Genomic DNA, 20,192 nt, shown 5'->3' with positions numbered 1-20,192 from the left:
TATTTAAATATAAATTTACAGTTTCTTGTGTATTTTTGTACAATGATAGGTTTTCTGAAAAAAACAGTGGCTCTGATCTGGGCCGGACGCCATGTGAAACAAACCCGGGATTTCAAGGAAAACGGGCCGGCTCTGCAGGATGCGTTACTCCTGAATCTGGTAAAGACTGCAGAGAAGACGCTCTTCGGCAGGACACATCATTTCGGCGACATCAAATCTGTGGAAGATTATCAGCGGCTGGTTCCCGTACAGGATTATGAAGGTCTGAAACCCTATATTGAAAAGGTAAAAAAGGGACAGCGTCATATTCTCTGGCCCGGAACTCCGGAATATTTTGCCAAAACCTCCGGCACCACCTCCGGATCCAAATACATCCCGATTTCCAAAGAAGGAATGCCGTATCAGGTGGCTGGTGCCCAAAGTGCTCTGTTTCATTATATTGCCAGAAAAGGCAATGCTGATTTTGTTAACGGCAAAATGATTTTCCTTCAGGGAAGTCCCGAACTGGAAGAAGTCTATGGCATCAAAACCGGAAGACTATCCGGCATTGTGGCGCATCATATTCCAGATTATCTTCAAAAAAACCGACTGCCCAGCTGGGAAACCAACCTCATAGAAGACTGGGAAACCAAGGTAGACCAGATTGTAACGGAAACCGAAAATGAAAATATGACCCTCATTTCCGGCATACCCCCGTGGCTGATTATGTATTTTGAAAAACTTACCGAAAAAAACGGCAAGAAAATCCTGCAACTGTTCCCGAATCTGCAGCTCATTGTAACGGGCGGTGTGAATTACGAACCTTACCGTGAGAAAATGAACGAACTGCTGGGTGGTACGGTAGATATCGTGCAGACTTTTCCAGCGAGTGAGGGCTTTTTTGCCTTTCAGGATGATTATGAAAAAGAAGGTTTGTTATTGCTTACCAATCATGGCATTTTTTATGAATTCATTCCTCTGGAGCAATACGGGAAACCCGATGCCCCGCGGCTTACCCTGCATGAAGTAGAACTTCATAAGGATTACGCCCTGATTCTGACCACCAATTCCGGTCTGTGGGCCTATTCTATAGGTGATGTAGTACGCTTTATATCCAAATCGCCACACCGGATTCTGGTATCCGGTCGCACCCGGCATTTCACCTCTGCCTTTGGCGAACATGTCATTGCCTTTGAAGTGGAAGAGGCCATGAAGGCAACCATTGCACTGCATCCGGCACAGATTACCGAGTTCCACCTGGCTCCGCAGGTCAATCCGGAAAGTGGCCTTCCGTATCATGAATGGTTTATAGAATTTGAGAAAAACCCGGAAGATACAGAGGAATTCAGGCGCTGTCTGGACCAGGAAATGCGCAAGCGGAACAGCTATTATGATGATCTGATTTCAGGGAACATTCTGCAGCCTCTAGTGATTTCTGCCCTCAGCAAAAATGCATTTCATGAATACGCCAAAGCGGCGGGCAAACTGGGCGGACAAAACAAAACGCCACGTCTTGCCAATGACCGGAGCATTGCAGATATTTTAACGAAATTCAAAAAATAGGAACAATTTGGGGCGGGATTCTGCTTTTGTGAAAAAAATTTATAAATTTGAGCAAATAAAAAATCTAATGAGACTATCTTTATCGGCAAAATCAATTTTACTGACTGCGGCATTTGTATTTTCATCCTGTGCCACCACAAAATATTCAGACAATGTAGATCAGAACAATTTTTCTGACCTGCGTGCGGGGAAACCCTACAGCTTTAAACTGAAAGGCAGCACCGAAAGAAAGAAAATGCTTTTTTCTAACCTTACCAAGGACAGCATCATCGGCTATTCCACAAAGAGAGACTCTACCCGTATAGCCATTGCGAAACATAATGTACTGGAATCCAAAGATCTGAGAAAGGCCAATATTCATACTGCTGCTTATGTCATTGGCACGGTAGGTGTGGCTGCAATTGTACTGAGTTCTACCAGAGCTACCAAAAACGACGAGTAGCAAAAGCCTTTAGCCGTCAGGTTTTAGCTTCTGATTCTTCAGAACAGAGAAGGGCCATAAAGAATACCTGTTCACGGCACGTTGTGATGACCGGCTTTGTTTACCTGTCGGCGGAAGCATTTCTCTGAATACGGCTTTAGCACCCGTCTCTATGGGCGAAACTGAATGCATAGTCATTATAAAACAATAGTACAGATGGTCTCCGGCTGCATTTTCACCGGAGATCATTTTCTTTATCCCATGTGGCGCACCGTTTCATGATATCCACACATCCCATTAAGACCCTCAGAATTCCAGCCTTTCGGAATTTAATATGTGGCCGTTTCTTTCTGGTCCTGGCCTTCCGAATGCTGGCTACCCTTTTGGGCTGGTGGGTTTACCAGCTTACCAAAGACCCTTTTGCCATCGGCCTCATTGGACTTTCGGAAGTGATTCCGGCGGTAAGTTCTGCGCTGTATGCCGGTCATGTCATAGACAATTCGGAGAAGAAAAGGCTTCTGCTGATCTGCAACTATGCCTATGTAGTACTGATTGGCTCCCTGGCCGCTCTGGCGTATTTTGAAAGTGAGCTGCACATGTATACCAACAGGCAGCTTACCTGGTTTATTTACGGCACCATCTTTCTTACCGGTATCTGCCGGGCCTTCATCGGGCCTTTGGTTCCTACCATGATTCCCAAAATTGTAGGAAGTGCCAGGCTCCCTGCAGCCATTACCATTAACCAGGCTACATTTCTTACTGCCTCTGTATCCGGCCATGCACTGGGCGGTTTTCTGATTCATTGGTTCGGGATTCCCGGCACCCTGATGATCATTGTAAGCATCATGAGTTTTGCCTCCGTATTTTTCTGGTTCATCCCCAGGCACCCTTCAGAAAATCTGGGCCTTCAGACGAAAATCATGGAGAGCATGAAAGAAGGTTTACGGTACATTTACAAGACCAAAGAAATTCTGGGAGCCCTGTTGCTGGATATGTTTGCGGTTCTTTTCGGTGGTGCGGTGGCCATGATTCCGGTTTTTGCCAGTGATATCTTAATGGTGGGCTCTCAGGGTTTCGGACTGCTGAATGCGGCGTCAGACATTGGGGCCATGATGGTCATCATCACCTTATCAATAGTACCGCTGCGGAAAAACCAGGGCAAAATTCTGCTTTTTGCAGTGGGTGGATTCGGATTATGCATTATTGGTTTCGGGCTTTCGAAATTATACTGGCTTTCTTTTATTTTGTTGATGATGAGCGGGATTCTGGATGGTATTTCTGTGGTAATCCGCGGCACCATCGTCCAGCTGAAAACACCGGAAAAAATCCGGGGTCGTGTACTGAGTGTCAATTCCATTTTCATTATGAGCAGTAATGAGCTGGGACAGTTTGAAAGTGGTGTTGCTGCTAAACTTCTGGGAGTGGTACGTTCTGTGATTTTCGGGGGCAGTATGACTTTACTTATTGCATTAGCTGTAGGCAAAAACTTTCCTTCCCTGAGGCGCATGAAGTATTAATTAATATTCACTGCATAATACATTAAAAGAAACCTCAAGACATTTTTGTGAAATATCTATATTTTCACCCTAAAAGACTTGTACCTACTAATAAAAAGATTAAATTTGTTTAAATTCTACAACGGTAGCTCAACAGAAAAATTTAACTCTATGAAAAAACTATATTTCTCTCTTTGTTTTATGCTGATCGGAAGCCTGGTTCTGGCACAAAACAGTTTTCAAAAAAGCATTCAGGAAAACAGCGTCAAACTGGAAAAGGCAAGCACTGTTCATGAGCTGGATGCATTATTCATCAATTTTGCAAATTTAGTGACCACACAGACACCAGAACGGTGGAAAGCATATTATCTTGCCGCTCAGACCCAGTACAAAAAAGCTGAAATCCTAATACAGGAAGATCAGAAATCTGCCGCAGCAGAGGCTCATGCAGTAGCGTACAAATATCTGAGCGGGGGCGTGCCAGCAGACCAGAAAGATGGTCAAAAACTGATGGAACTTCTCACCATTCAAAAAAACAAACTTCACTAAGCAAAAGTTAAAGCAAATTACCTATAGAACCAAATATTGTTTCTTATGAAAAAAATTCTATTCTTTTTTATACTGCTGATGTCACAGTATGGGTTTGCACAATCCGACTGTGTTTCTGCCATCCCCCTTTGCGGTAACTCTGCCATTTCCTATACCCCCAGCGGACCTGGAAACGTCTCCGAAACTCTGGGCGGCTGTCTGGTATCCAATGAGCATTATACGGTGTGGTATTCCTTCACAGTAGGAACTGCAGGTACACTTACCATGCTGATTACGCCCAATGCACAGGCCGATTATGACTGGGCCATCTACGGACCGAATACGGCATGCGGTGCGCTGGGAGCTCCGATACGCTGCTCCTATGCCGGAACTGGATCCGGCATTCTGACGGGAATGAATCTTACCGCTACAGACCTTTCTGAAGGTGCAGGCGGAGATGGTTTTGTAAGATATTTGGATGTTTTACCGGGTGAGACCTATTATATGGTAGTGGATAACTTCTCGCAGAACACCAACGGCTTTCAACTGACCTGGGGTGGCACGGCCACACTGGCATCTCCGTTTAATGATCCTACGGTACAGCCGTATCCATTTATTCAGCCGGGACCGTTTCAGGATGGTAATGTGCTTATTTGTCTGGATCCCACCCAGTTTGATTTCAGTACGCTGACGGCAGGAATTGTAAACGGAAACCCTAATTTCCACGTCAACTATTATCACAGTACCAATGATGCGCTGTCTAACAGCAATCCCATTACAACCCCTATTATTGTCAATACTACGACCACATATTATTATGCGATTTACTATGTGAACCCCACGAATCCCAATGATCCCATAAACCGGTGCAGGGAGTATGGCGACATCACGTTCTCCTCCGGAGCCATTACCGTGAACAACCCTACTATTCTGTCCTGCAACATTAACAATACGGGAATCGGAACCTTTGACCTTACCTCTTCGCCGGTGTTCAATGACCCGACGGCTACCATAGAATACTATGCCCATATGGCAGATCTGGCGGCAGGAACCAATCAGATTACCAATCTTACCAACTATACCACTCCGGCTACACAGGTTTTTGCGTTGGTGACCACTGCTTTAGGCTGTACCAATATTGCGACCATAACACTGGATCTTTCACCGGCACTTCCCCTGGTGGAACAAACGCTGATTTCCTGTAACAATAACAACTCCGGTGTGGCCACATTCGATCTGACCTCAGCAGATGTTTATCCTGCAGATCCGAACGCCCCCAAAATTTATTATCCGAGCATCAATGACCTGGTACAGGGCACCAATGCAATCCTCTATCCTACACAATACACGAGCGCAGAAGGATATGTCTATGTAGAAGTAGAAGGTGCCCTGGGTTGTAAAAATTATGTCAAAATCTACCTGACATTCTACCCGGTGATGGAAGTTTATGAGGACACATTGAACGAATGTTATACCCCGGGAACTCCAAATGTTGCTGTTTTTGACCTTACAGAAGCCGATGTTACCGCCATGATGCCTAATACGAGAAAGTATTATCCATCTATGCAGGATGCTCTGAATGGCACCAATATGATTATCGATCCCGACGCGTACTCCACAAGCAATACCACTGTGTACGCCCGCGTGATGGATGCCAACAATTGCTGGAGCATAGCCGCCATTCATCTGGAAGTGACACCTCCTGCTTACTCTTCTGTGCTTCTGGATAAAATCATCTGTCTGGAAGAAAGAACGGTGCTGGATGCAGGTCCGGGATTCCAGTCCTACCAGTGGAGCACAGGTGCCACCACGCAGAGCATCAGCAATGTATCGGTAGGTGAATACTGGGTAGATCTGATGACCGATGGTTGTGTCACCAGACAGACCGTACGGGTATATGCTGCCCCATCTCCGGTAGTAACCAAAATAGACATTTCGAATAACACGGTAACCCTTATGGTAACCGGCGGAACGGCTCCATACCAGTTTTCTCTAGACGGCATTAACTGGCAGGATTCCAATGTGCTGACCAATGTACCACGCGGACAGGCCACCGTATACATTAAAGATGCGTACGAATGTGTACCGGTAGCTCTGCTGATTACTGTTCCGAACCTCATCAACGTGATTACCCCGAATGATGATGGCGTGAATGATTACATGGACTACAGTGCTTTATCATTTAAGGATAACCTCAAGATTTCCATCTTTGACCGCTACGGAACCACGATTCATGTGGCAGACAAAAAGAACAATTACCGCTGGGACGGAAGAACCGGTGCAGACAAGTTGTCTACCGGAAATTACTGGTACACCATAAGCTGGACAGAACCCGAAACCAAAATCCCGGTTCAGTACTCCGGCTGGATTATGGTAAAAAACAGATAATTAAAAAAAATGTTGGCCAATTAATCAAAAACTGATAAATTGGCCAATCTTTATCCAATCAAAAAAATACCTCTCAATGAGAAAGATCATGTATACCGCTGTATTGATGGCTTCTGCCATAATGCTGCAAGCCCAGACCCAACAGACCCGTAATCTGAACCAAAAAAAAGCAGAAAAAAATACCGCAGCTGCTTCACAGGATTTGTCCCGCGAGTCCAGTACTGATGTGAAAAACTGGCAGTCAGATTATCATACCGCCCTTGCTTCACTGAAAGCTGCAGAAAGGCATTTACGGGCCAACCGCTTATCAGAAATTGAGAAACTGACCCTTGAAGCAGACCAATTGATTCTGCCTCTGATTGATTCTCATCCTCAAAACTCGGAAATCCGCTTGCTGAAAGCCTACAGCCACATTCTACGGATGGCCGTAAACCCTGCCGAAAAATACGTGACCGAAGGTCGCCTGGCCAGACAAATTCTCTATGGTGCGCAGCATATTGATCCGCAAAACCCGAGATTTGACCTGATGAGGGCTCAACTGGAGTACTATTACCTGAAAGATAAAAACACGGACAAAAACATCAGATATCTTTTTGAACGGGCTGCCGAAAACTTGAAGAAATACAAGCCTGCCACTCCGCAGCACCCTACCTGGGGACTGGAGGACACCAGTTATTACCTGTCCATAATTAAGTAACTTTATTACCGCAAATATCAGAACCTATGAAAAGAATTATATACTTGTTCCTGCTGATTTTCGCCCAGCAAGTCTACGCTCAGTCAGACTGTATTTCGGCGATTCCGGTATGTGGAAACAACAGTATTTCCTATAACCCAAGCAGTGCCGGGAATATTATGGAGCCTACCAATCCCAGCTGCCTGGCCGATGAGCATTATTCTGTATGGTACACCTTCACGGCAGCCAATACCGGAACTCTGGGATTTACCATTACTCCGAACACCGTGCCGGGTACCACTCACTATGACTACGACTTTGCACTGTATGGCCCTAATTTCGACTGTAACACGGGAAACTACGGAACGCCCATCAGCTGTAACTTCTCCGGAGCCAGTGGACCCACGGGTCTCAGTGCTACTCAGACCGGCGGCCAGTGGAATCCCCTGGTCAATGTAGTGGCAGGCGAAACCTATGTACTCCTTATTGACAATTATATTCCGAGTAATCCTTATGGTTTTGAACTTACCTGGGAAGGATCTGCATCTCTGCAATCACCGTTTACTCCGACCATACAGCCTAATCCGTTTATCCCTCCGGGTCCGAACCAGGATGGTGTGATTCTGATTTGTACCAATCCGCAGCTATTTGATTTTGCTCCATTATCTGCCGGAATTCTGAATGGAAATCCCAATTTCTCTATTGCGTATTACCTGAATACCAATGACGCCATCACGGGAACCAATCCTATTACCGCGCCCATTAATGTAAGTACCGCCAATACGTATTACTACGCAATTTCCTATACAGACCCTACCAACCCAAGTAACCCGGCCAATGTCTGTAAAGAATACGGTACCATACAGTTTCAATCCGGAGCCATCACAGTGTTCAATCCAACGATATTTACCTGTAATAACAACAATACCAATATCGGTGTTTTTGATCTTACCACCGCCAATGTTTTCCCGGATCCCACGGCTACCATTGAGTACTATCCTACTTTAGCGGATGCCAATGCAGGAACCAATATCATCACCAACCCCACAGCCTACACCAGTGCTGCCGGTCAGGTTTATGCGCTGGTTACCACTACGCTGGGTTGTACCAATGTGGGAACTGTGACCCTGGCATTTAATCCATTGCTGCCTTTAACTCCGGCTACATTAACCGCCTGTAACAATAACAATTCGGGGGTCGCTTACTTTGACCTGACTACAGCAGATGTGTATACAGATCCTGCCGCACCCAAGAAATTCTATCCGTCACTGACTGATTTACTGGCTGATACAAATGAAATTACCAATCCGCAACAGTACCTCAGCGCACAGGGACAAGTGTATGTAGAAGTAACAGGCGCTCAGGGTTGTAAAAATTACACCATGATTACGCTGGACTTTCATCCGGTAGTAGTAACCCAGGCCGCAACACTTATCACCTGCTTCCTGCCAGATCTGCCTACTTTCGGGGAATTTGATCTGACTACCGCACCGGTAAGTACAGCTCCGGGAGCCATCAGCCAGTTCTATCTGACCGAGATGGATGCCCTGAATGACACCAATATGATTACCAATCCGTACGTCTATATCTCTGAAAACGGATCGGTATATGCCCGGGTATTTGGAGAAAATCTATGCTGGAGCATTGCTAAAATCACCCTGGTGGTCACTCCACCTTCTTATTCTTCGGTGCTGACTGATAAAACCATCTGTATAGAAGACCGCACTACGCTGGACGCAGGTCCGGGCTTTGACTCTTATCTGTGGAGCACAGGCGAAACCACACAGGCCATTGCCAATGTGACCGTGGGTGAATATTGGGTAGATCTGGGCAAAAACAATTGTATTACCCGTCAAATCGTAAAAGTAAATGCTGCACCTGCACCAGTAATTACCGGTCTGGATATTACCAATAATACCATTACCGTAACCATCTCCGGAGGTATGGCACCTTATGAATACTCTCTGGACGGCGTGGAATGGCAGACATCCAATGTATTCAACCAGGTTCCGAGAGGGCAAGCTACTATTTTTGTAAGAGACAGCTACAACTGTGAACCCATAATCCGTGAAGTAACGGTACCGAATCTGGTCAATGCCATCACTCCGAACGGAGATAACGTGAATGATTATGTGGATTATTCTGCTCTTCACTATAAAAAGAACCTGGTCTTTACCATTTATAACCGCTACGGAAATAAAATTTTTGAAGCCAACAGAAACAACCAGTATAAATGGGACGGAAGATCCGGAGGCAAAAAAGTGCCTACCGGTACCTACTGGTACACCATTACCTGGAACGAACCGGACACCGACATTCCGGTAAAATATGATGGCTGGATTCTGGTAAAAAACAGAGATTAAGCAGCATCCACAAAAAATAATGAATCAGAATCACCCCGGTTGAAAAATCGGGGTGATTTATTTTATCAACACCATATCAAACTATTAATCAGCACATTAATCCGGAACTCAAAATTCTTGTTGATTACTCCTGTTCCCCATCACCGCCAAAAAAGCTATCTTTGCGCTATGGCTCAAAAAGAAACTTTATCCTCACTTATTCACGGGAATTTTGCACGGGAACTTTCCATTTCAGATGGCAAGCAACCCCCGAACGCTTTAGAATTTGAACGGCTGGTACTGGGAACTTTTCTGATTGATAAAAAGGGACTGGATTACTCTATTGATTTACTGACACCGGAGGTTTTTTACGACCCCCGCCATCAGATTCTTTTTGACACCATACAGAAAATGTATCTGGAAAACCACCCTGTGGACATGGTGACCCTGATCAACGAACTGAAAAAAGCAGGAAAACTAAGTGCTGCCGGCGGAGATCAGTATATCATTGAACTAACGCTGGGTGTTTCATCCAGTGCCCACATCGAATACCACGTCCGGATCATTCTGGAAAAATTCATACTGCGAAGTCTGATTAATGTTTCGGCCAATGTGATTGATAATTCCTATAAAGAATCTACAGACGTCTTTGAACTGCTGGACAAAGCAGAGCAGTCTTTTTTTGAAATCACCAACGGCACTATTAAGAAAGGGTTTGACACCGCCAACAGCCTCGTAAAGCAGGCCATAGAAACCATCAAGTCCCTGAAGGACAAAGAAGGACTCTCCGGGATTCCCTCCGGTTTTAAGGATGTGGACAAAGAAACCGGTGGCTGGCAGAACTCAGACCTCATCATCATTGCTGCCCGCCCTGCAATGGGTAAAACTGCTTTTCTTCTGTCCATGGCGCGGAACATTGCCGTAGAGCATCAGGTACCGCTGGCGCTGTTTTCTCTGGAGATGGCCTCGGTGCAACTCATCACCCGTATGATTGCCTCCGAAACCAAAATTTCTTCAGAAAAACTGAGAAAAGGACAGATGAGTGATGAAGAGTGGCAAAGACTTTTTTCCAATGTATCTGCTTTGGAAAATGCCCCCCTTTATATAGATGAAACCCCGTCACTTTCGGTATTTGATTTCCGGGCAAAATGCCGCCGTCTGGTTATGCAGCATGGTGTAAGAATCATTATGGTAGATTACCTGCAACTGATGACTGCCAATTCCGGAAAAGGGGCACCCGGCAACCGTGAACAGGAAATTGCGACCATTTCCCGTTCCCTGAAAGCCATTGCCAAAGAATTAAATGTTCCGGTAATTGCCCTGTCTCAGCTTTCCAGAAGTGTGGAAACAAGACCGGGGAAAAGACCTCAACTTTCAGACCTGCGGGAATCCGGAGCCATAGAGCAGGATGCGGATATTGTGTCCTTTATTTTCCGGCCGGAATACTACAAAATTGCCACCTGGGACAATGACGAAGATGGCGTACAATCTACCACAGAAAACCAGGCAGAACTCATTATAGCCAAACACAGAAACGGAGCTACTGCAGATGTAAGACTGTCTTTCCACAAACAGTTTGCACGTTTTGCAGATCTGGATATTTTTAATAACGGATACGGCTACCAGTCTTCCAATTTCGGCCAACAGGATGAACCGTCTGGCTTCGATAAAATCACCACTCCCGCCACGCCGGGTGCAGCCTTTGACATTCCTGATAATTCCGGCCTGTCCGGCTCTTCCATGAATGATCTGGATGATGACGATGATTTCCAATACTAACTGCCGATGCTGAGAATAGAAATCTACACAGACGGTGCCTGCAGCGGAAACCCGGGCAGAGGCGGCTACGGCATTGTAATGAAAGTCCCGGAAAAAAATTACGAAAAACAATTCTCCAAAGGCTACCGGCTTACGACCAATAACCGCATGGAACTTCTGGCAGTGATTGTAGCACTGGAGAAACTAAAATCTCCGGACAATGACATCCATGTGTTTACAGACAGCAAATATGTATCTGATGCCATCAACCAGAAATGGATTTATGGCTGGATTAAAAAGGGTTTTAAAAATGTAAAAAATCCGGATTTGTGGCGGCGCCTGATTCCACTTTTGCAGCTGCATCAACCTACTTTTCATTGGGTAAAGGGTCATGCCGGCCATCCCGAAAATGAAATCTGTGACCAGCTGGCGGTAAAAGCAGCGCAATCTGCCACACTGCTTACAGACGAATACTTTGAGCAACAAAAAAAAAGCGGGCTGTTTTAACATCAGACTCCGACAGTTATCTAAATCGGGAAATCGCTATCTTTGCAGAATGGATTATTTGGAGCAATTGCAGAAGAGATATTCTGTAAAAAAATTCGACGGCGAAAAGAAAGTCCAGCAGGAGATCCTGGAAAGAATAATGGAAGCCGGCAAACTTTCTGCCAGTTCACTGGGCCTGCAACCCTACGAGATTATTGTAGTTGCCAGCGATGAGATGCGTGAAAAACTCATACCTGCATTTTACAATCCTTCGCAGATTACCACCTGCTCTCATCTGATGGTCATCACCGCCAAAAACGGCATTGGCGACGAATACATCAACAATTATTTTTCACATATTTCAGACACCCGTCAAATTCCGCTTGATAATCTGGAACTGTTCCGAAAAAGCATTGACAGCCATATGAACCGCCTTTCGCCCGAAAGCCTTATGAGCTGGGCCGAAAAACAGGGCTATATTGTGCTGGGAAATCTGATGTTTGCCGCAGCATTGGAAAATGTGGATACCTGCCCCATGGAAGGCTTCCGGCAGGAGGTTATTGACGAAATCCTGAATCTGGATCCGAAGAAAGAAAAAACCTGTGTCACCCTTGCGCTGGGCTACAGATCTGCAGAAGATCACTTCCAGAATCTGAAAAAAGTGCGGAAACCCAATGACAAACTGTTCAAATTTATGTAATTTAGATTTTTAAATCTCAAACTACAGTATTTACATGATTAAAGCAGATGTACTGGTTATAGGCTCGGGAATTTCCGGATTATCGTATGCCATCAAAATTTCTGAACAGCTTCCGGAAGCCAAAATCATCATCGTGACCAAGGCAGATGAAGACGAAAGCAATACCAAATATGCCCAGGGAGGTCTGGCGGTAGTTACAGATTTCGATAATGATAATTTCCAGAAGCATATAGACGATACGCTGCGTGCCGGGGACGGCGAAAGCAATCCCGAAGTCGTAAAAATGGTGATTGAAGAAGGCCCGGACCGGTTTCATGAACTGGTGGAATGGGGCACCCATTTCGATACCGAGTCGGGAGGCGATTTCAAACTGGGACGCGAAGGCGGCCATACCGAAAACCGCATTGTCCATCACAAAGACATTACCGGATTTGAAATAGAACGGGCGCTGCTGGAAACAGCCAACAAATCCGAAAACATTGAAATTCTGGCCCACCATTACGTCATAGACCTCATTACCCAGCACCATGTTCCGGGCAAAGAGTGGGATTTTAAGGACAATAACTGCTACGGTGCATATATACTGGACGAGCACACCAAAAAAATTAAAAAAATCACGGCAAAAATCACCCTCGTAGCTACCGGTGGTGCCGGACATGTCTATAAAAACACCACCAATCCCGTTATTGCTACCGGAGACGGCATTGCCTTCGTACACCGTGCCCGAGGCAAGGTTTCCAATATGCAGTACTATCAGTTTCACCCTACCGCACTGTATTCCAAGCGTGACGGCATGCTGTTTCTGATCTCTGAAGCCGTGCGCGGCGATGGTGCCAAACTGCGCCTGAAAAATGGCGAAAAATTCATGCACAAATATGATGAGCGTGAAGAACTGGCATCCCGCGACATTGTAGCGCGCGCCATAGACAATGAACTGAAAATATCCGGCGACGATTATGTAGGACTGGATTGCCGCGAAATGAACCGTGAAAAATTCATGGAGCACTTCCCCAATATTTATAAAAAATGCATGGACGAAGGCATAGACCCCTTCAGCCAGCTGATTCCTGTAGTACCTGCCTGCCACTACCTGATGGGCGGTATAGACATAGATATGGACGGGCAAAGTTCCATTAAAAATCTTTTTGCCGTAGGAGAATGTACCAATTCCGGTCTGCATGGCGCCAACCGCCTGGCCTCCAATTCACTGCTGGAAGGACTGGTCTTCGGACATAATGCCGCCATGAAAACGGTGGAACTTCTTAAAGCCAATCAGTTTAACTTTGACGATCTGAAAGCAGTGCCCGAATGGAATGAAGAAGGCATGAAAATACTGGATGAGATGGTCATGGTTTCCTATCTGCGGAGACAACTGCAGGAAATGATGAGCGACCTGGTGAGCATTGTACGCAGTAACGAAAGATTGCAACTGGCCAAACGCAAGCAGCAGGAAATATTTGAAGCCGTAACCGAATTGTACAATTATTCGGTACTGTCTCCTCAACTCTCAGAACTCAGGAATCTGGTCAACATTTCTTATCTCATCATCAAACATTCCATCGCTATGAAAGAGAACAAAGGTTCCTTCTATAATAAAGACCTTGCCACCAGACCACTTACCCTCTCCGGAAAACCATAATCACATCTCATGGATATATTCTCTATCTTTGCAGATGAACCATGAAGGAAAACAAGCGTAACATCCTTTCATATTATCTTTATAATTTGCTTTAAATCAATAAACTAACGCTATTTCATGAAAAGACCCGCATACGTAACCGACAAAGCACTGAAAGAGTTCATCAAACTCGCACTGGCCGAAGACATACAGGACGGTGACCACTCCACACTCGCTACAATTCCCAAAGATTTACAGCAAAAAGCAAAACTTCTGGTGAAGGAAGACTGCATCCTGGCCGGGGTAGAAATGGCTGAGATGATTTTTAAAACCTTTGACAAAAACCTTCGGGTGGAAGTGTTCATCCATGATGGTGAAAATGCCAAAAAAGGCGATATTGCGTTTTACGTGGAAGGAAGTGCCCGGTCTATCCTCTCTACAGAACGACTGGTTCTGAATTGTATGCAGCGCATGAGTGGCATTGCCACCCTTACCCATGACTGGGACTCCAGGCTGGTGGGAACCAAAACCAAATTGCTGGACACCCGCAAGACGACGCCCAACTTCAGAATCTGCGAAAAATGGGCTGTAGCCATAGGCGGCGGCACCAATCACCGGTATGGTTTATATGACATGATTATGCTGAAGGACAACCACATAGACTATAACGGCAGCATTACCAATGCCGTAAAGATGGCAAAAGACTATGTGAAAACCCAGAAGAAAAAACTCAAAATAGAAGTAGAAACCCGTAATCTGGAGGAGGTAGAAGAAGCAGTAAAAGCAGGCGCAGACCGCATTATGCTGGACAATATGGATGTGCCGGTGATGAAAAAAGCAGTAGAAATCATTGGCGGGAAGGCAGAAACCGAAGCATCAGGCGGCATTACCAGAGAAGTACTGAAGGACGTTGCCGCCACGGGGGTAGATTATATTTCAGCGGGCGCCCTTACGCACTCTGCACACAATGTTGATTTAAGTTTGAAAGCGGTATAGTTATTTTTAACAATATAACACCAATTAATCATTATTTTTATTAATTATGCACGGAATAACAAATAACAAAGCATCTTTAGTGAATTTTTAATTCATACTGAATCAGTATTTTAACTAAAATTTTAACATAAATTTAAATGTTAACAATTTATTAATGATTGTTTGTTATTTTTTAACGATTTTTGCAAAAAAATTTCGCTGATTATAGTCTAAAATTATATTTATGAAAGGGAATTCATTAAAAAAATCAGTATTGATTGCTGCAATTGCGTTCTGTGGATACGGAACCCTGCATGCCCAGGTGACGACCAGTAACATGACCGGTATCGTTTCTACCACAGAAGGAACCGCCAGTGGAGCTGTGATTAAGGCTACACACGTACCTTCCGGAACAGTGTATTCTGCAACTGCAAATTCCGCAGGAAACTTCAACCTGTCCAATATGCGGGTAGGTGGGCCTTACCGTGTAGAAATTACCTACGCCGGTAAAGAACCTGTAGTATACGAAGATCTGTACCTGGAACTGGGGCAGCCTTTTGTACTGAACCCTGTAGTGGGTGATGCAACCAAGACCGCAGAAATTGCCGAAGTGGTGCTTACAGGAGGCGGAAGATCCAATGTCAATAAAACCGGAGCCGCTACCAACGTGGGTCAAAAACAAATTCAGGAATTACCGCAAACCTCCAGAAGTATTACAGAATTTACCAGACTGACTCCTCAGGCAAACGGAAATTCCTTTGCCGGCCGGGATGCAAGATACAACAACCTGCAGATTGACGGTGCCAGTTTTAATAATGGCTTCGGACTGAGCAGCAACCTTTTGCCAGGTGGGAATTCACAACCTATTTCACTGGACGCCATCCAGGAGATTTCTGTGAACATTGCACCTTTTGATGTGACCCAATCCGGATTTACCGGCGCCGGGATTAATGCCGTAACCAAATCCGGAACCAACACTTTCCATGGATCCCTGTATGGCTATTACAATGGTAAAGAACTGAACGGATGGAAAATAAACGGAGAGGAAATAGAAAAAGTAACAGGCGGAAGAATAACCAATGGTTTCACGGTAGGCGGACCGCTCATTAAAGATAAACTCTTCTTCTTTGTAAGTGCAGAAAGAGAAACTGCTACCGGAGCCAATGCATCCGGAGCTAACCTTTGGAAAGCCTCTCAGGACGGAGTTTCTGATCCGGCCAACAATATCACCCGAGTAAAAGAGTCTGATCTGATTGCCGTAAGAAATCACCTGATTAACCGCTGGGGTTATGACCCGGGAAGATATCAGGGATATGCCAATGAAGCTGAGCAGCAAGGTGATAAATTCCTGGCCCGTCTGGACTGGAACATCAGTGATCAGCATAAATTTGCCATCAGATACAACATTCTGGACGGAACTTCCATGCAGGTGGCCAATGCCTCTTCAGGACCTTCTCCCAGATCATCCTGGGGACGTGTAAGTGACAGAGCCATGACCTTCGAAAACGGAAACTACGGCTTCCAGAATAAAGTTCAGTCACTGACTGCGGAATTAAACTCTACTTTTAATTCAAGCCTTTCCAACAAACTCCTCTTTACCTACTCCAAAATTCAGGACCTCAGAACTACGCCTTCAGACACGCTGTTCCCGTTTGTAGACATCTGGGACGGATCTGCTACCGGGGGGAACTACATCAGCTTTGGTACAGAATTATTCTCTTACCTGAATGATGTATATAATGACAACTTCTCCATCATCAACAACCTGACTTATAACGTAGGCAAACATACTGTAACCGGGGGTGTAGCTTATGAACTTCAGAAATTCGGTAACTCCTACACCCGTATGGGAACAGGATACTACAGATATGCTTCAGTAGAAGATTTCCTTACTACAGGAACAGCAAATGAAGTAGCGCCTATCATGTTCGGTCTTACGTATCCTTATGCCAATCAGGACACTTATTCCAGAATTAACTTTGGTCTGGCATCTGCTTATGTACAGGACAGAATTGCCCTTACCGACAAGTTCAACTTTACTGTTGGGTTAAGAGCTGAGTTGCCTATGTATCTGAACGACCTTACTCCTAACCCATCGATTGATGCGCTGGAACTTCTGGATCAAAACGGAAATCCTAAGAATTATTCTTCAGGAAGCTGGCCGAAATCACGCGTTATGCTTTCTCCGCGTTTAGGTTTCAACTATGATGTATTCGGAGACCGTACGCTGACCCTTCGCGGTGGATCCGGGATATTCTCCGGACGTGTGCCATTTGTTTGGTTAACCAACATGCCTACCAACGCAGGGGTACTGCAAAATACTGTAGAGCCGGGATCTTACTCCCAGGTAGCCGGATGGATTAATAACATTACCTTCCAGCCACAAGATATCTACTATTATGTAAATAATGTACCTGCAGGCGCAGAAAACGTATTCATCTCTACTCCAAATGCCGGTGCACCTTCTTCATTTGCTCTGGTAGATCAGGACTTCAAAATGCCTTCTGTGTGGAGATCAAGTTTAGGTATAGACTACAGAATACCGAACTCACCGGTAACCTTAATCTCTGATATTTTATACACCAGAGACGTCAATTCTGTATTCCAGTTCGGGGCAAACAGAAAAGAAGCGACCGCAAGAATGGAATATGCAGACCGTGCATATTACCCTAATGCCGCTTCCTATCAGTACAACACCGCCATCGGAGCAAATAATGCTACTGTACTAACAAATACAGACACCAAGGGTTATGCATTTTCTGCAACTGTGGGGGCGTCAATGAGACCATGGAACGGACTGTCCGGATCTGTGTTCTATACGTATTCTGATGCGAAAGAAGTTTCTTCCAACTCCGGATCCAGCGCTTCTTCTGCATGGCAGGGATCACCAACAGTGGATTCCCCGAATCAGGATTTCCTGAGCATTTCCAACTACTCTGTTCCACACAGAATAGTAGCCAATGTTTCTTATGACATTAAAGCTACCGGAACTACAATCGGTGTATACTATTCCGGTGCACACCAGGGAAGATTCTCTTATTACTACTCTAATGACGTAAACGGAGATGGTATTGCCAATGACCTGATGTATATCCCAACCAATACAGCAAGCATGCAATTTGCGGACATCACCACCGGCAGCGGTGCCAATCAGGTGGTTCTGTTTACAGCAGATCAGCAAAGAGCAGCGTTTGATCAGTTCATTGCTGACAACGGGCTGGAAGAATACAGAGGTCAAATCTTACCAAGAAACGAATTCCTGATGCCTTGGCTGAACCGTGTAGATGTTCGTCTGAGCCAGAACCTGTTCAAAAATATGATTCAGAAAGGAGACAAAATCCAGCTGACTCTGGATGTCATCAACTTCGGTAATATGCTGAATTCAGACTGGGGAATCCAGGACAACAATGTAAGTTCTTATGGTGCAGCAATTCTGGGAAGAAGCGGAGCGCTTTCTCCGAATCCAACATTCCAGATGCTCAGAAGCGGTGACTCACTGGTGACCTCTCCGCAAAGAGCAGATAGTTCAAGATTCACCACATGGTCTGCCATGTTCGGTATGAAATATACGTTCTAATGCTGTTTTTAAGCATTTATTAAATTTGAAATCCCGGCTTAATCACCGGGATTTTTTTTATCTTTGTCCATCACTATAAAAAGAAAATTATGGATTTCAACATCATGCTTCAGGCCCACCGCGGCTTCGCTTATCTGATTCTGCTGCTTATGGCTATATTCGTCATCGCTCTGCTGGCGGCCATGTTCGGTTATTCCGGCAAAATCACCAAACTCCTCAGAAAATCTACCCTGTTTACCATGATTTTCTTTCACGTTCAGGCGCTCATCGGTCTGGTGATGCTGTTCTTCTTCTCTCCGGGGTTCAAGGCTGCTACTGAAGCAGGAACACTCATGAGTGACGCTACAGCAAGAAACACCTATGTAGAGCACCCGTTTGCGATGATTGTAGCGGCAGTGCTGCTTACCATCGTTAACAAAAAATTGAAAACAAACGATGAACTGAAAATGTCATGGGTCATCATGGCTTTCTTTGCTCTGGCACTGATGCTATGGGCATTCCAGTGGACCAGACTTTTCGGTTAATAAATACCTATACCCTATATTCTGACGGTGTGAACTTTGATTTTTGCACGGTCAGAATTTTTGGTTAAATAAATGATTATCTCTATCAAATGAAAACAGCAGTTATAGGCGCTACCGGCATGGTGGGTCAGGTCATGTTAAAAATCCTGGAAGAAAGAAATTTCCCGGTCACAGAACTCATTCCTGTGGCTTCGGAAAAATCGGTGGGCAAAACCATCCGCTTTCAGAATAAAGACTACCCCATCGTTTCCATGCAGACTGCCATAGATCTGAAACCGGAAATTGCACTGTTCTCTGCAGGCGGAGATACGTCCCTGGAATATGCCCCAAAATTTGCAGAAGCAGGCACTACCGTAATTGATAACTCATCTGCCTGGCGCATGCATCCGGACAAAAAACTCATCGTTCCGGAAATCAACGCCCACGAACTGACGCAGACCGATAAAATTATTGCCAATCCCAACTGTTCCACCATTCAGCTGGTCATGGTACTGCATCCGCTGAATCAGAAATACAACCTGAAGCGCGTAGTCGTATCTACATATCAGTCAGTAACCGGAACCGGCAAGAACGCAGTAGATCAGTTGAATGCAGAAATTGAAAACGCAGTAAATCCCGAATCGGCGCCGGTAAACAAAGTTTATCCTTATGAGATCTTCAAAAATGCATTACCGCAATGTGATGTATTTGCAGATGAGGGCTATACCCGGGAAGAACTGAAACTGATGACTGAACCCAAAAAGATTCTGAATGATGATACCTTCAGCCTCACCGCAACAGCTGTTCGTGTACCGGTGCAGGGCGGGCATTCCGAAAGTGTGAATATCGAATTTGAACAGGAGTTTGATCTGGAAGAAGTGCGCCGCATTTTAGCAGAAACTCCGGGTGTGCAGGTACTGGATGATGTGAAAAACGGCATCTATCCCATGCCGCTCTATTCCGAAGGAAAAGACGAGGTATTCGCAGGCCGCATACGCCGCGATCCGTCACAGCCCAGGACACTGAACATGTGGATTGTGGCAGACAATCTGCGGAAAGGCGCTGCCACCAACGCCGTACAGATTGCAGAATATTTAATAGAAAACAAACTGGTATAAACTAATGCTCACACAGGTGAGCATTTTTTATTAGACCCCTCAAACAATTGGCTTAAAATAACTC

Annotated in this window: 15 protein-coding genes; all 15 read left to right on the top strand. The window is 45.2% G+C overall.

Translation table 11 applies throughout. The features are described 5' to 3' along the window. The first annotated feature begins 42 nt into the window (after positions 1 to 42). Positions 43 to 1,542, top strand: coding sequence for a GH3 auxin-responsive promoter family protein (locus LKO26_RS00325; protein ID WP_227585804.1), 1,500 nt, complete (start codon positions 43 to 45; stop codon positions 1,540 to 1,542). Between the two features lie 67 nt (positions 1,543 to 1,609). Next, positions 1,610 to 1,984 (top strand): hypothetical protein, encoded by a 375-nt coding sequence (locus LKO26_RS00320; protein ID WP_227585803.1) that lies wholly within the window; start codon positions 1,610 to 1,612, stop codon positions 1,982 to 1,984. 257 nt (positions 1,985 to 2,241) lie between these two features. After that, a complete protein-coding gene (locus tag LKO26_RS00315; protein WP_227585802.1) occupies positions 2,242 to 3,480 on the top strand; it encodes an MFS transporter in 1,239 nt (412 codons plus the stop codon). Between the two features lie 150 nt (positions 3,481 to 3,630). Continuing rightward, positions 3,631 to 4,008, top strand: a complete 378-nt coding sequence (locus LKO26_RS00310) for a hypothetical protein (RefSeq protein WP_227585801.1) — start codon at positions 3,631 to 3,633, stop codon at positions 4,006 to 4,008. 45 nt (positions 4,009 to 4,053) lie between these two features. Continuing rightward, positions 4,054 to 6,375, top strand: coding sequence for a T9SS type B sorting domain-containing protein (locus LKO26_RS00305; protein WP_227585800.1), 2,322 nt, complete (start codon positions 4,054 to 4,056; stop codon positions 6,373 to 6,375). A 76-nt stretch (positions 6,376 to 6,451) separates the two neighbouring features. Continuing rightward, positions 6,452 to 7,072 (top strand): hypothetical protein, encoded by a 621-nt coding sequence (locus tag LKO26_RS00300; RefSeq protein ID WP_227585799.1) that lies wholly within the window; start codon positions 6,452 to 6,454, stop codon positions 7,070 to 7,072. A gap of 26 nt (positions 7,073 to 7,098) precedes the next feature. Then, positions 7,099 to 9,414 carry a gliding motility-associated C-terminal domain-containing protein gene (locus tag LKO26_RS00295; protein ID WP_227585798.1) on the top strand — a complete coding sequence of 772 codons (2,316 nt, stop codon included), beginning with the start codon at positions 7,099 to 7,101 and terminating at the stop codon, positions 9,412 to 9,414. A gap of 168 nt (positions 9,415 to 9,582) precedes the next feature. Then, positions 9,583 to 11,172: a replicative DNA helicase gene (gene dnaB / locus LKO26_RS00290; RefSeq protein WP_227585797.1), complete on the top strand. Its 1,590-nt coding sequence runs from the start codon at positions 9,583 to 9,585 to the stop codon at positions 11,170 to 11,172. Positions 11,173 to 11,181: 9 nt separating this feature from the next. Continuing rightward, positions 11,182 to 11,658 carry a ribonuclease HI gene (gene rnhA / locus LKO26_RS00285; RefSeq protein WP_227586025.1) on the top strand — a complete coding sequence of 159 codons (477 nt, stop codon included), beginning with the start codon at positions 11,182 to 11,184 and terminating at the stop codon, positions 11,656 to 11,658. A 49-nt stretch (positions 11,659 to 11,707) separates the two neighbouring features. After that, a complete protein-coding gene (locus LKO26_RS00280) occupies positions 11,708 to 12,337 on the top strand; it encodes an NAD(P)H-dependent oxidoreductase (RefSeq protein WP_227585796.1) in 630 nt (209 codons plus the stop codon). Positions 12,338 to 12,371: 34 nt separating this feature from the next. After that, the gene (nadB, locus tag LKO26_RS00275; protein WP_227585795.1) at positions 12,372 to 13,976 is read left to right on the top strand and encodes an L-aspartate oxidase; all 1,605 of its coding nucleotides are present in this window, start codon (positions 12,372 to 12,374) and stop codon (positions 13,974 to 13,976) included. 117 nt (positions 13,977 to 14,093) lie between these two features. After that, entirely contained in the window at positions 14,094 to 14,951 is an 858-nt protein-coding gene (gene nadC / locus LKO26_RS00270; RefSeq protein ID WP_227585794.1) for a carboxylating nicotinate-nucleotide diphosphorylase, read from the top strand. Positions 14,952 to 15,174: 223 nt separating this feature from the next. After that, positions 15,175 to 18,507 (top strand): carboxypeptidase regulatory-like domain-containing protein, encoded by a 3,333-nt coding sequence (locus tag LKO26_RS00265; RefSeq protein ID WP_227585793.1) that lies wholly within the window; start codon positions 15,175 to 15,177, stop codon positions 18,505 to 18,507. Positions 18,508 to 18,596: 89 nt separating this feature from the next. Continuing rightward, positions 18,597 to 19,031 carry a hypothetical protein gene (locus LKO26_RS00260; protein WP_227585792.1) on the top strand — a complete coding sequence of 145 codons (435 nt, stop codon included), beginning with the start codon at positions 18,597 to 18,599 and terminating at the stop codon, positions 19,029 to 19,031. An 89-nt stretch (positions 19,032 to 19,120) separates the two neighbouring features. Next, the gene (locus LKO26_RS00255; RefSeq protein ID WP_227585791.1) at positions 19,121 to 20,128 is read left to right on the top strand and encodes an aspartate-semialdehyde dehydrogenase; all 1,008 of its coding nucleotides are present in this window, start codon (positions 19,121 to 19,123) and stop codon (positions 20,126 to 20,128) included. The last annotated feature ends 64 nt before the right edge of the window (positions 20,129 to 20,192 follow it).

The organism is Chryseobacterium sp. MFBS3-17, assembly GCF_020687745.1.
In the GTDB taxonomy this organism is placed as follows: domain Bacteria; phylum Bacteroidota; class Bacteroidia; order Flavobacteriales; family Weeksellaceae; genus Marnyiella.
The sequence above is the reverse complement of the archived record's forward strand: the minus strand, read 5'-3'. Positions and strand labels throughout refer to the sequence as shown.

Excerpts from the sequence above, each read along its gene's own strand:
- LKO26_RS00295 (WP_227585798.1), top strand. The coding sequence starts at position 7,099 with ATGAAAAGAATTATATACTTGTTCCTGCTGATTTTCGCCCAGCAAGTC.
- LKO26_RS00280 (WP_227585796.1), top strand. The coding sequence starts at position 11,708 with ATGGATTATTTGGAGCAATTGCAGAAGAGATATTCTGTAAAAAAATTC.
- LKO26_RS00300 (WP_227585799.1), top strand. The coding sequence starts at position 6,452 with ATGAGAAAGATCATGTATACCGCTGTATTGATGGCTTCTGCCATAATG.
- dnaB (WP_227585797.1), top strand. The coding sequence starts at position 9,583 with ATGGCTCAAAAAGAAACTTTATCCTCACTTATTCACGGGAATTTTGCA.
- nadC (WP_227585794.1), top strand. The coding sequence starts at position 14,094 with ATGAAAAGACCCGCATACGTAACCGACAAAGCACTGAAAGAGTTCATC.
- LKO26_RS00265 (WP_227585793.1), top strand. The coding sequence starts at position 15,175 with ATGAAAGGGAATTCATTAAAAAAATCAGTATTGATTGCTGCAATTGCG.
- LKO26_RS00305 (WP_227585800.1), top strand. The coding sequence starts at position 4,054 with ATGAAAAAAATTCTATTCTTTTTTATACTGCTGATGTCACAGTATGGG.
- nadB (WP_227585795.1), top strand. The coding sequence starts at position 12,372 with ATGATTAAAGCAGATGTACTGGTTATAGGCTCGGGAATTTCCGGATTA.
- LKO26_RS00260 (WP_227585792.1), top strand. The coding sequence starts at position 18,597 with ATGGATTTCAACATCATGCTTCAGGCCCACCGCGGCTTCGCTTATCTG.
- LKO26_RS00310 (WP_227585801.1), top strand. The coding sequence starts at position 3,631 with ATGAAAAAACTATATTTCTCTCTTTGTTTTATGCTGATCGGAAGCCTG.
- LKO26_RS00320 (WP_227585803.1), top strand. The coding sequence starts at position 1,610 with ATGAGACTATCTTTATCGGCAAAATCAATTTTACTGACTGCGGCATTT.
- LKO26_RS00315 (WP_227585802.1), top strand. The coding sequence starts at position 2,242 with ATGATATCCACACATCCCATTAAGACCCTCAGAATTCCAGCCTTTCGG.
- LKO26_RS00325 (WP_227585804.1), top strand. The coding sequence starts at position 43 with ATGATAGGTTTTCTGAAAAAAACAGTGGCTCTGATCTGGGCCGGACGC.
- LKO26_RS00255 (WP_227585791.1), top strand. The coding sequence starts at position 19,121 with ATGAAAACAGCAGTTATAGGCGCTACCGGCATGGTGGGTCAGGTCATG.